Here is an 11333-nt window from a genome sequence, read left to right as displayed (position 1 = left end):
AGGCCTCCTCAGTACGCGAACGAGAGTTGTTTGGGCTCATCGGTGTCCGACGGCTCGTCCGGTGGTATCGCGTCGTAGGTGGCCGGGCCCTCGATGACGTAGCGACGCTGGAGCAGGAACCAGACCACGCCGAGCGCACCATAGAGCAGGGTGAAACCGATCAGCGTCACCCAGACCGTCGCCGCGACGTGATTCGACACCCCGTCCTGGACCAGCATGTGGATGCGCAGCGGATCGAGGTCGTCGGCCCAGTTCGGCACCACGACCCACGGCTGACGGCCCATCTCGGTGAAGATCCAGCCGGAACTGTTGGCGAGGAACGGGGTCGGGATCATCCACAACGCCAGCAACCCGAACCGTCGGGACTCGACCACCCGCTTCTTACGGGTCAGCCACAAGCCGCCCAACGCGACGACGGCCGAGCCGAGTGCCCAGGTGATCATCGCGCGGAAGCCCCAGTAGGTGACGAAGAGGTTCGGGGCGAAGTTCTGCCCCGGCATGTCGAACTGCTCCTGATACTGCGCCTGCAATTCGTTGACGCCCTGCACGGTGCTGTGGATGTCACGGTTCGCCAGGAACGACAACATGTTCGGTATCTCGATGACCTCGGTGATGTTGTCGCAGTTGTTCTGCCGCCCGATGGCGAGTACCGAGAAGGGAGCGCCGGTGGTGGTTTCACACAGAGACTCGGCGGAGGCCATCTTCATCGGTTGCTGCTTGAACATGATCTCGGCCTGGATGTCACCCGTGATGAACAGCGCGACGCCGGACACCAGCGTGACCCACAGCGCGAATCTGGTCACCGGACGCCACAATTGGCGGGCGTCGCGCTCGAGGTCCTCCGGTGTGGCGTCGATCTGGCTGGGCGACGTGGTCTTCGGCATGCCCGACGTGTCGCCGGTCTCGATCGCCTCGCGAAGCTGCTTGGCGCGCCACATGTTCCGGGCCATCCACCAGCAACCGACCGCGGCGACACAGGTTCCCGCGGTGAGGAATGCACCCGCGATGACGTGGGGGAAGGCCGCGAGCGTGGTGTTGTTGGTGAGCACCGCGACGACATCGTTCATCCTCGGCCTGCCGCGCTCCTCATCCCAGACGACGCCGACCGGGTGCTGCATCCACGAGTTCGCCGCGATGATGAAGTACGCCGACGCGTTCACGCCGATCGCCGCCAGCCAGATGCATGCGAGATGGACTCGACGCGGCAGGCGCCCCCAACCGAAGATCCACAGACCGATGAAGGTGGACTCGAGGAAGAAGGCGACCAGCGCTTCGAGAGCCAGTGGGGCACCGAAGACGTCGGCGACATATCGGCTGTACTCGCTCCAGTTCATGCCGAACTGGAACTCCTGGACGATGCCCGTGGCCACGCCGAGCGCGAAGTTGATCAGGAACAGCTTGCCGAAGAACTTCGTGGCACGCAGCCATTGCTCGTTGCCGGTCACGTGCCAGACCGTCTGCATCACCGCGATCATCGGCGCGAGGCCGATGGTCAACGGCACCAGCACGAAGTGATAGACGGTGGTGATCCCGAATTGCCATCGGGACACATCAAGAGCGTCCATGTCGCCTCTGTCAGAGTCGGTGTATCGGGCTGCGATACACGGCCGGACCGATCTGGGGAACTTCTTGCCGAACCCCGACTACTACTGACGGTAGTAGTCGATTGTGGACCACGCTACGCTGCATCAACGGTTCGGTACAACCAACCAAAGTCATCATCGCACTCGGTATGTAATTGTGGGGTGGATCTCGACGGCGGCGGGGTCGGCGTCCGAGTCACCGGAGCACTCGGAGCGTGCCGTCCGCCGAGCCAATTGTCAGTCAACGCAAATGGCGCGGTCCACCAAATCCGCGAATTCGTCGTGACCCGACGCGACTGGCATGACATAGCGGTTCAGCGAGGTCACCCGGGCGGCCAGCGCAACGCTGCTGATCAGCCACACCGAGTCCGCCGCAATCAGATCCGCTCGCCGGATCGGCTCGATCTTGGTCGTCCACCCTTCTGCCGCTGCGGTCTCGAACACGGCCCGCTGGGTGGTACCCGGCAGGATGCCCGCCTCGGCCGGCGGCGTGACCAGCGTCTTCCCCGTGACCGCAACAACGGTCGAGCGTGGCCCTTCGAGGACCGAGCCCTCGCTGCTGAGGTAGATGACGTCGTCGTAGCCGTTGGCCGCCGCGTGCCGCAAGGCCGCCATGTTGGTCGCGTAACTGAGCGTCTTGGCGCCGAGGAGCTGCCACGGAGCCGTGGCGGCGAGATCGGTGGAGTACCCGCGTTCCAGCGTCACCACGGACACACCGTCAGCGCGCGCGGAGGCGACGCGCTCGGCGACGGGGCCGACCATGACGTAGGCGGTCGGACCGGAATCCGGCGCGCTCTCGCGGCCCCGGCTGTAGATCAGACGCAGCCATGCCTCGGCGTCCTGGTGGTCGGCCGTCCACTGTTTCTCGGCGATCGCGATCGCCGCGAGCCACGCATCACGATCGGGTTCGGGCAGTTCCATCATCTCGGCGCTACGCCCGAGCCGGTCGACGTGCGCGGCGATCTTCCGGGTTCGTCCGGACCGGATGAGAAGGGTTTCGAACACCCCGTCTCCGCGCAACGCCGCCAGGTCGTCGGCGTGCAGGAACGGGACGTCGGGGTCGTGCACCGTGCCGTCGAGGGACACCAAGATCTGGGCTGCCATGGTTTCCAGGCTAGAGCAGCGACACCCGCGCACCCGGGACCGACAGACGTCGGCCCAACGAACGGTGGCGACGTCAGATCCGGGCAGATCAGCGGAGCTCCAGCCCGCCGCCGCAGTGCATCTACAGGTAGCCGCCGTCGACGGACACCCAGCCCCGCCGAGCAAACCACAACCCGATGCCCCGGGCGTGGGCGAACGCAACTCTCCTCCCGACCCGTAGAATCAACCTGTGACCGCGTCGCCCATTCTGACCAGGTATTCCACTCAGGGCGCCGTCCCCGGACCCCTTGCCGCCGACGACGATCAGCTCGTCGGCGTGGCATGGCATTACGGCGACCCGCTCGGTGAACAACGCACCGCCGAGCGTTCGGTCGCGATCATCGACCGCTCCGACCGTGCAGTGATGGAACTGCCCGGCGCCGAGCGCCTGACCTGGCTGCACACGATCTCCAGCCAGCATGTCGCATCGCTGGCCGACCGCACCAGCGCCGAGAACCTGTCCCTGGATGCCAACGGCCGTGTCGAAGAACACTTCGTCATGACCGACATCGACGGCATCACCTGGATCGACTGTGAGGGAGGCCGTGGCAAGCCACTGCTCGACTTCCTCACCAAGATGGTGTTCTGGGCCAAGGTCGAGCCGGCCGCGCGCCCTGACATGACGGTGCTGACACTCGTCGGACCCGACGTCCGGCATGGCCGGATCGCCGAGCTGTTGGAGCTCGATCCCGACGCGCCGGTCTACGCGGCCGGCAGCCTCCCCGAACTGCATCACGAGGACGAACCGCTCGGTTTCTGGCGCATCATGCCCGGGATCGGCGACGGTGCACGTCTGCCCGTGGTCGATCTCGTCGTGCCCGACTACACGGTGGATGCCTGGTGGACCCAGCTGACCGAGGCGGGCGCGCGGATGGCCGGGACCTGGGCCTACGACGCCCTGCGGGTCGCGGCCCTGCGCCCGCGACTGGGTGTCGACACCGACGAACGGACCATCCCCCACGAGGTGAACTGGATCGGCGGGCCGGAGGCCCAGGGTGCGGTCCACCTCGACAAGGGGTGCTACCGCGGACAGGAAACCGTCGCGCGGGTGCACAATCTCGGCAAATCGCCCCGTCGTCTCGTGTTGTTGCAACTCGACGGCAGCACTGACCATCGGCCGGCTCCCGGGGACCCGGTGACCGCCGGCGGCCGCACGGTCGGCCGGGTCGGGACCGTGGTCGATCACTTCGAACTCGGACCGATTGCGCTGGCGCTGGTGAAACGGTCGGTGGGGCCGGATATCGATCTGCTCGTCGACGGCGACGAGCCGGTGAGCGCACGTATCGATCCCGACTCGGTCCACACCGAAGACCATGTACAGGCCGGCCGGGCCGCCGTCGAGCGGCTCCGTCACGGCGGGGTGGCCGGTTCGTGAGGAGCGAGCTCGCAAGCCACACCTCCCGGTCCCTGAGCAGCAAGCCCGCCAGCCCCACCACGCGGTCCCTGAGCAGCAAGCCCGCCAGCCCCACCACCCGGTCCCTGAGGAGCGAGCTTGCGAGCGTCACGAAGGGCCGCCCTTCGTGATGCAGCGCTCATACCTCGCGAGATTCCTCAGGGAGCGATTGAAGGATTTCGCGGAATGGTGACCAACTCATCAAGTCACGGCGTCGTGTTGGCCGTCTGCGCGGCGACCGATGATGTGATCCTCGACAACATCGGCGCCAGTGGCATCGACAAACGTCCTCAACCGGGCCGCGTGGCGGTGGGTGAACTGGGACTGAAGCCCGATCACGTGGTCGACACCAAGCATCACGGCGGCATCGACCAGGCGGTTTACGCCTACAGCGAAGCCGAGGCACGGCGCTGGGCGGACGAACTCGGCCGTGACCTGCCGTTCGGCTGGTTCGGCGAGAACCTCCGCGTCGACGGCATGCCGATCACCGATGCCGTGGTCGGCGAACGCTGGACGATCGGCGACGACGGCCTGCAGGTGGAGACGACGATTCCACGCACGCCCTGCCGCACCTTCGCCTCGTGGGCGGGCGAGCCGCAGTGGGTCAAACGGTTCATGGACCGCGCCGATACCGGCTCCTACCTGCGCGTTCTCACACCCGGAACGGTCGCACCCGGCGATAGGGTCCAGGTAGTACACCGCCCCGCGCATGGTGTGAAGGTGCGGCATCTCCTCCCCGGTACGGACGCGGATGCGAACGCTTTGTCGGTGCTGCTGGGCGCCGACGGCCTGGCGCCGAAGGTTCGCCGCGAGGCGTCGCGAAAACTGGCGCGGATGTGACCTGGCGCGCTCCGGTGGGATGTTTTTCCGCTGGTCGCGCCACGCTCGGCAGGGCGATCCGCATTATCTGAACGAGCGCGCTAAACTGGTGCCACGACAGATTGACTAACTAGAGAACGGGGCCGCCAAGTGTTTGGCCGCCCCGTCATTGTGCGAGGGGGTCCCATATGGGCCGCGGCCGGGCGAAAGCAAAGCAGACGAAGGTTGCTCGTCAGCTGAAGTACTCCACTCCGAACACCGACTTCGACAGCTTGCAGCGCGAGCTGTCCGGGTCGGATGACTCGCCGGATCGCCGGGATCCGGTCGACGAGTGGGCCGACGAGGACGAGTGGCGTCGAGCCTGACGCCCTAGCGACGTCGGCAACACCCTCGTTCCTCCCGCGCCGATCATCGGCGCGCATCTACGCAAACCACACCTGAGCCAGACCACGGGCATCGCCCTACGGTGGGTGCTCAGGTGTGGTTGTGCGCTACCCCGGTGAAGACCGGTGTGGCCTCGCCGCAAGGCGCTGTCCGTCTGTCGTCGGCGCGCTTTCGGTCGAGGATGCCCCACACCTACCCCGGATTGCGCTCGGACCCTGCAGAAGTCGGTCGCCACCATTCCTGGGCGCCGAAGCCGGGATCGAGATCCGACAACGTCTGATCGCGACCTGCACCGGGTACGACGTGGAAGCAGATGCTGCTGCGTTCACTCACCAGGGCCAGCGGCCACCACAAGGCGCGAACGTACGCGCGTGCGAGCTCTTCGCCGTCCCACGTGTAGATGCCGCGATACAGGTTGTGGCCGTCGTCTGCGATCCACAGCTTCGACCCGAACCCGGGAAACCCGACGAAGAGCGGTGTGTTGAGCATGCTCTCGACGCGGAACACCGCGTGGGCGAACCGGTTCGACCCGATCCAGCGCAGCCGGAAACCGACGATCAGGGTGACCGGATCGGCGACATCGTCGGTGTCCAGGACGGTCTCGCGATAGACGCGGCCAGACGTGCCGTCCGCGAACCGGATGGTCCGGTCGACGTTGTCGTCCGGGAGATGTACCCGCCGGGCCCCCAGCAGGCGGATGGTCGCCGCGATGCACCGCGCGACATCACCGAGTCCTCGGCGCGCAGGAAGGTGCTGCACCCTGTCGATCTGGCCTGTCGATGCGCCCATGACGATGCCTCTCTCTCCGGGCGAGGATCTCCCTCACTCAGTGAACCTCGACCGCGGCAGGTCGGCGAGAGGCAAAAGGCCCGATGTGGACCGTCAGAAGCGGGGATGCTCCCCCGACAGCACGACGCGCGGAAGTTCGTGGCTCTTGGGCTCGGAGGACCGTTTGATCGAGCCCAACACCCAGTTGTCGACATGGCGGGCGGTCAGCACCGCCTGGGCACGCTCGGTGTCCTCCGGGGCGACGACGGCCACCATCCCGACGCCCATGTTGAAGGTGCGTTCCATCTCTTCGCGTGCGACTCGGCCCCGTTGCGCGATCAGCGCGAAGACAGGTGCGGGCGTCCAGGTCTCACGTTCGATCTCGGCGACCAGCCCCGCCGGGATCACCCGCGCGAGATTCTCGGCCAGGCCGCCCCCGGTGATGTGGGCGAAGGTGCGTACGTCGGTCTCCGCGGCCAGGGCGAGACAGTCGCGGGCGTAGATCCGGGTCGGTTCGAGTAGTTCCTCGCCGAGGGAACGACCGAATTCCTCGACGTGGCCGTTCAGGTCCATATGACCCCATTCGAGGAGAACCTTGCGGGCCAGCGAATAGCCGTTGGAATGCAGACCCGACGACCCCATGGCGATCACCACGTCGCCGGGCCGTACCTTTTCCGGCGACAGCAACTGGTCGGCCTCCACCACACCGACGGCGGTGGCCGACAGGTCGTAGTGGTCCTCGTCCATCAGACCCGGGTGTTCGGCGGTCTCACCGCCGAGCAATGCGCAGCCCGCGTCGACGCAGCCGTCGGCGATACCGGCAACGATCTGGGCGACGGTCTCGGGCACCACCTTGCCGACGGCGACGTAGTCCTGCAGAAAGAGCGGCTCGGCCCCGCAGACGACGAGATCGTCCACGCACATCGCGACCAGATCGCGGCCCACCGTGTCGTGCTTGTTCATCGCCTGCGCGATGGCGAGCTTGGTGCCGACACCGTCGCTGGCCGCGGCGAGCACCGGCTCGCGGTAGTTGCCCTTGAGGGCGAACAGACCGGAGAAACCGCCCAGGCCACCCATCACCTCGGGGCGTGAGGCCCGCTTGGCGTGTGGGGCAAAGAGTTCGACCGCGCGCTCACCGGCATCGATGTCGACGCCGGCCGCCGCGTAGGAGATACCGCCGTCGGCGCCTTCGTGAAGGTCGGCCTGACTGTCGGCAGCCGAATCCCGATCGGTCATCTAGCTGAGCACCCCTTGTCGAAAAGTCCAGGTAGTCGGATCTCCGGGTGATCGGAGGCTCCGTCGTCGCATGCCGTCAGCAACTCGCGTTCTGACGTTCGCGCACGAGTCCCGACGGCGAATACGCTACCCGACCGCGGTGCGGCTGTACTGTCCGGTGTGGGTCGGCACGCGGACGATCAGGGCCGCATCACGGCGCTGACGTTGTCGTTGGGCGCGGCGAGCGGATCGCGCCCGTCCGCGGCGGCGCTGGCGAGCATCTGTTCGAGGACCGCCTTACCCATCGAGGTCTCCCTCGGCAGTTCGATCGGGTATTGGCCGTCGAAACACGCCGCGCAGAGGTTCTCCGCCTGCTGGTCGGTGGCCGCGATCATCTCATCGATGCTGATGTAGCCGAGTGAGTCCGCCCCGATGGCCTGCCGAACACCGTCGACCATGCCCTCTTCGGACTCCATGCCATTGGCGATCAGCTCGGCCGGCGACGCGAAGTCGATTCCGTAGAAGCAGGGCCAGCGAACCGGACTGGACGCGATACGGACGTGCACCTCGGCCGCACCGGCCTCGCGCAGCATCCGGATCAATGCGCGCTGGGTGTTGCCGCGGACGATCGAGTCGTCGACGACGACCAGGCGCTTGCCCCGGATCACTTCACGGAGCGGATTGAGTTTGAGTCGGATGCCCAGCTGGCGAATGGTCTGCGACGGCTGGATGAAGGTCCGCCCGACGTAGGCGTTCTTCATCAGGCCTTGTCCGTACGGAATGCCCGATTCCTGGGCGAAACCGACCGCGGCCGGGGTGCCGGACTCGGGCACCGGGATCACGAGGTCGCCGTCGGCCGGGTGCTCCCGGGCGAGCCGACGCCCGATCTCCACGCGGGTCGAGTGCACCGAGCGGCCGTGGATGACGCTGTCGGGCCGGGCGAGATAGACGTATTCGAAGACACAGCCCTTGGGCTGGGGCTCGGCGAACCGCGAGCTGCGCACGCCGTCGGCGTCGATGGCGAGGAGTTCGCCGGGTTCGATGTCGCGGACGAACGACGCGCCGACGATGTCGAGGGCGGCGGTCTCGGACGCCACCACCCAGCCACGGTCGAGTCGGCCCAGGGAGAGCGGCCGCACCCCGTGGGGGTCGCGAGCCGCGTACAGCGTGTGCTCGTCCATGAAGGTCAGGCAGAACGCGCCGCGCAGCAGCGGCAGCAGTTCCATCGCTGCCTGCTCGATGGTGCTGTCGGCGGCGCCGTGGGCCAGCAGAGCGCCGACGAGATCCGAGTCCGACGTCGCGGCCGTGCTCATCACCCCGAGGGCGCGGGCCCGACTGGCGAGATCGGCGGTGTTGACCAGGTTGCCGTTGTGACCGAGAGCGACACCGGTGCCTGCGTCGGTGTTCCGGAAGATCGGCTGAGAGTTCTCCCACGTCGTCGAACCCGTGGTGGAGTAACGGCAGTGCCCGATCGCGACGTGACCGGACATCGCGCCGAGCGTCTGCTCGTCGAAAACCTGACTCACCAGGCCGAGATCCTTGAAGACCAGCACCTGCGACCCGTCGCCGACAGCGATACCCGCGGCTTCCTGTCCCCGATGCTGCAGCGCGTAGAGCCCGTAGTACGAGAGCTTGGCGACGTCCTCACCGGGCGCCCAGACACCGAATACACCGCATTCTTCGCGCGGTTCATTCTCGGGTTCATCGGAGATGTGTGCCGTACCGCAGGCCGGCGAGGGAGCGAGTAGGTTTTTGCTGTTGATCGACAAGTCGGTCATCCGGTGCGCTCCCTGGGGCTGCGAGAAAACATGACAACACGTTGGTGGATGGGGAGATAACCCCAGCGTACCGGCCGGTAGCCATTCAGTGCGAATCATGTAGCGGCGCGGCGGCCCGAGCTATTCCGGCGTGTGAGCAATCCCACCCGGGCGGCACGCAGGGACACCCCCGTCATTCCTGGGCTTGCGGACCGACCGGGACGATCGGCAACAGCTCCGCGACGGCGGGCGCACGGTGGCCCGACGCGCTGAGCCGCCCGTTCGCGACAGCGTCGGCGAAACTCTCCAGCCCGGTCGCGAGCAACAGCCACTCCCGCGGATTCATCTCGAGCACATTCGGTGGTGTGCCCCGGGTGTGCCGCGGACCCGGGATGCACTGCACGGCCACGAACGGAGGCACGCGGACCTCCACCGAGTTGCCCGGTGCGAGCTGCGCCAGCGTTCGCGCGGTGAGCCTGACGGCGGCGGCCAGATCGGTCCGCGACGGCTGCGGCACGCTGTCGTCCCGGAGCCACGGCGCGACCGCGATCACCGCATCACGCACCTGGGCCGGATCGATCGGTTTGCGCGCTGCCACGTCGACCATCATGCACCATTGGTTCATGGGAACCGACGTGGCAAAACGGGAGTTCACCGGTGATGACCGGGTGCGGTTCCGCAGGCAGGTAAGCCGTGGCACCGAGGCGATCGCGCGGATGCTGTCCGACGGCTTGTTCACCGATCAGGGGAAGCCGCCGGAGCCGCTGTTGGGGATGGAAGTCGAACTCAATCTCGTCGACGACGACATGAATCCGGCGATGGCCAACGCCACCGTCCTCGACGCGATCGCGGACCCCGACTATCAGACCGAACTCGGGCAGTTCAACATCGAGATCAACGTGTCGCCGCGCCCGTTCGTGACCGACGACACCATCTCCCTCGAACAGGCGCTGCGTACGTCACTCAACCGCGCCGAGCAACGCGCCGCGAGCACCGACAACCACCTCGTGATGATCGGCATGCTGCCCACCCTGAGCGCTGAGCACTTCGCCCACCACTGGATCTCGGCCAATCCACGCTACGACCTGTTGAACCAGCAGATCTTCGCCGCCCGCGGCGAGGACATCGAGATCGACATCAGCGGCGTCCCGCTGGGTGACGACCACCCCACCGAGCGACTGCACACCACCACCGACTCGATCCTCCCCGAGGCCGCCTGCACCTCGCTCCAGCTGCATCTGCGCGTGGCGCCGGAAGACTTCGCCGCCCATTGGAATGCCGCGCAGAGCATCGCCGGCATACAGGTGGCGCTGGCCGGCAACTCACCGTTCCTCGCCGGGACGGCGCTGTGGCACGAGAGTCGCATCCCGGTCTTCGAGCAGGCCACCGACACCCGCCCGCTCGAACTGAAGAATCAGGGTGTCCGGCCCCGGGTGTGGTTCGGTGAGCGCTGGATCAACACCATCTTCGATCTGTTCGAGGAGAACACCCGCTACTTCCCTGCCCTGTTGCCGGTGTCGACCGACATCGATCCGATCGACGAACTCGATGAGGGCCGCACCCCGGCGCTCGACGAGTTGCGACTCCACAACGGCACCGTCTACCGCTGGAATCGTCCGGTGTACGACGTCGTGGACGGACACGCACACCTGCGGGTGGAGAACCGCGTCCTGCCGGCAGGTCCCACGGTGGTCGACACGATGGCCAACGCCGCGTTCTACTACGGCGTGGTCCGTGGGCTCGTCGACTCCGACCGACCGCTCTGGTCGCAGATGTCGTTCAACGCCGCCGCCGAGAACCTGCACTCCGGGGCGCGGGCCGGACTCGAAGCGCAGCTCTACTGGCCGAACGTCGGCTGGGTGCGTCCCGACGAACTGACGTTGCGCCGGTTGCTCACCGTGGCCGACACCGGCCTGCAGGCCTACGGAGTGTCGGGCAAGGCACGCTCCCGCTATCTCTCCGTCATCGAGGGCCGGTGCATCACCCGGCAGACCGGCTCGGTGTGGCAGCGCAAGGCCGTTCTGGCACGTGAGGACGCTGGCGACGACCGGTCCACCGCTCTGCGCGGGATGCTCGGCGATTACGTCGACCTCATGCACGAGGGCGAGCCGGTCCACACCTGGCCGATCTGAGCAACGAAGCGTCACCACCCGGTCTCTGAGGAAACCTCGCGAGGAACGAGCGATGCGTCCCCACCCGGTCCCTGAGGAGCCTCGCTAGGAACGAGCGATGCGTCACGAAGGGCCGACACAAGCCCCGCGCGGACACCGA

Annotated in this window: 10 protein-coding genes; 4 read left to right on the top strand and 6 right to left on the bottom strand. The window is 66.8% G+C overall.

The window, feature by feature from the left end:
- Window positions 1–8 precede the first annotated feature (8 nt).
- A complete protein-coding gene (locus ACVT6V_RS09710) occupies window positions 9–1565 on the bottom strand; it encodes a cytochrome ubiquinol oxidase subunit I (protein WP_489899599.1) in 1557 nt (518 codons plus the stop codon).
- 255 nt (window positions 1566–1820) lie between these two features.
- Complete coding sequence (locus tag ACVT6V_RS09705; protein WP_489899598.1) at window positions 1821–2687, bottom strand: aminodeoxychorismate lyase; 867 nt, start codon at window positions 2685–2687, stop codon at window positions 1821–1823.
- Between the two features lie 229 nt (window positions 2688–2916).
- Here ACVT6V_RS09705 and ygfZ point away from each other — a divergent pair, with 229 nt between their 5' ends.
- From ygfZ to ACVT6V_RS09690, 3 genes are all read left to right on the top strand, one after another.
- On the top strand, window positions 2917–4101 hold the full coding sequence (ygfZ, locus tag ACVT6V_RS09700) for a CAF17-like 4Fe-4S cluster assembly/insertion protein YgfZ (RefSeq protein ID WP_489899597.1): 1185 nt from the start codon (window positions 2917–2919) through the stop codon (window positions 4099–4101).
- Between the two features lie 207 nt (window positions 4102–4308).
- A complete protein-coding gene (locus tag ACVT6V_RS09695) occupies window positions 4309–4959 on the top strand; it encodes an MOSC domain-containing protein (protein ID WP_489899596.1) in 651 nt (216 codons plus the stop codon).
- A 167-nt stretch (window positions 4960–5126) separates the two neighbouring features.
- Complete coding sequence (locus ACVT6V_RS09690; protein WP_489899594.1) at window positions 5127–5303, top strand: DUF3073 domain-containing protein; 177 nt, start codon at window positions 5127–5129, stop codon at window positions 5301–5303.
- 211 nt (window positions 5304–5514) lie between these two features.
- Here the strand turns inward: ACVT6V_RS09690 and ACVT6V_RS09685 are convergent, their stop codons facing one another.
- The 4 genes from ACVT6V_RS09685 to ACVT6V_RS09670 all read right to left on the bottom strand — a co-directional run bounded on the left by ACVT6V_RS09685 (window position 5515) and on the right by ACVT6V_RS09670 (window position 9669).
- Window positions 5515–6111, bottom strand: a complete 597-nt coding sequence (locus tag ACVT6V_RS09685; RefSeq protein WP_489899593.1) for a hypothetical protein — start codon at window positions 6109–6111, stop codon at window positions 5515–5517.
- Window positions 6112–6204: 93 nt separating this feature from the next.
- Window positions 6205–7326, bottom strand: a complete 1122-nt coding sequence (gene purM, locus ACVT6V_RS09680; RefSeq protein ID WP_489899592.1) for a phosphoribosylformylglycinamidine cyclo-ligase — start codon at window positions 7324–7326, stop codon at window positions 6205–6207.
- A gap of 179 nt (window positions 7327–7505) precedes the next feature.
- Window positions 7506–9083, bottom strand: coding sequence for an amidophosphoribosyltransferase (purF, locus tag ACVT6V_RS09675; RefSeq protein WP_489899591.1), 1578 nt, complete (start codon window positions 9081–9083; stop codon window positions 7506–7508).
- A 172-nt stretch (window positions 9084–9255) separates the two neighbouring features.
- Window positions 9256–9669 (bottom strand): sterol carrier family protein, encoded by a 414-nt coding sequence (locus ACVT6V_RS09670; RefSeq protein ID WP_489900766.1) that lies wholly within the window; start codon window positions 9667–9669, stop codon window positions 9256–9258.
- 16 nt (window positions 9670–9685) lie between these two features.
- On the opposite strand from ACVT6V_RS09670, the gene ACVT6V_RS09665 reads away from it, so the two are divergent.
- Window positions 9686–11194 carry a glutamate-cysteine ligase family protein gene (locus ACVT6V_RS09665; RefSeq protein WP_489899590.1) on the top strand — a complete coding sequence of 503 codons (1509 nt, stop codon included), beginning with the start codon at window positions 9686–9688 and terminating at the stop codon, window positions 11192–11194.
- Window positions 11195–11333: the final 139 nt, after the last annotated feature.

The sequence above is a fragment of the Gordonia sp. LMA167 genome, from assembly GCF_058130025.1.
Note: the sequence above shows the minus strand (reverse complement) of the source record. Positions and strands in the feature narration are given on the sequence as shown.

What these genes read in the sequence shown, in the direction of transcription:
- ACVT6V_RS09710 (WP_489899599.1), bottom strand. Translation starts at nt 1,565, where the DNA reads ATGGACGCTCTTGATGTGTCCCGATGGCAATTCGGGATCACCACCGTC.
- ACVT6V_RS09705 (WP_489899598.1), bottom strand. Translation starts at nt 2,687, where the DNA reads ATGGCAGCCCAGATCTTGGTGTCCCTCGACGGCACGGTGCACGACCCC.
- ACVT6V_RS09690 (WP_489899594.1), top strand. Translation starts at nt 5,127, where the DNA reads ATGGGCCGCGGCCGGGCGAAAGCAAAGCAGACGAAGGTTGCTCGTCAG.
- ACVT6V_RS09685 (WP_489899593.1), bottom strand. Translation starts at nt 6,111, where the DNA reads ATGGGCGCATCGACAGGCCAGATCGACAGGGTGCAGCACCTTCCTGCG.
- purM (WP_489899592.1), bottom strand. Translation starts at nt 7,326, where the DNA reads ATGACCGATCGGGATTCGGCTGCCGACAGTCAGGCCGACCTTCACGAA.
- purF (WP_489899591.1), bottom strand. Translation starts at nt 9,083, where the DNA reads ATGACCGACTTGTCGATCAACAGCAAAAACCTACTCGCTCCCTCGCCG.
- ACVT6V_RS09670 (WP_489900766.1), bottom strand. Translation starts at nt 9,669, where the DNA reads ATGGTCGACGTGGCAGCGCGCAAACCGATCGATCCGGCCCAGGTGCGT.
- ACVT6V_RS09665 (WP_489899590.1), top strand. Translation starts at nt 9,686, where the DNA reads ATGGGAACCGACGTGGCAAAACGGGAGTTCACCGGTGATGACCGGGTG.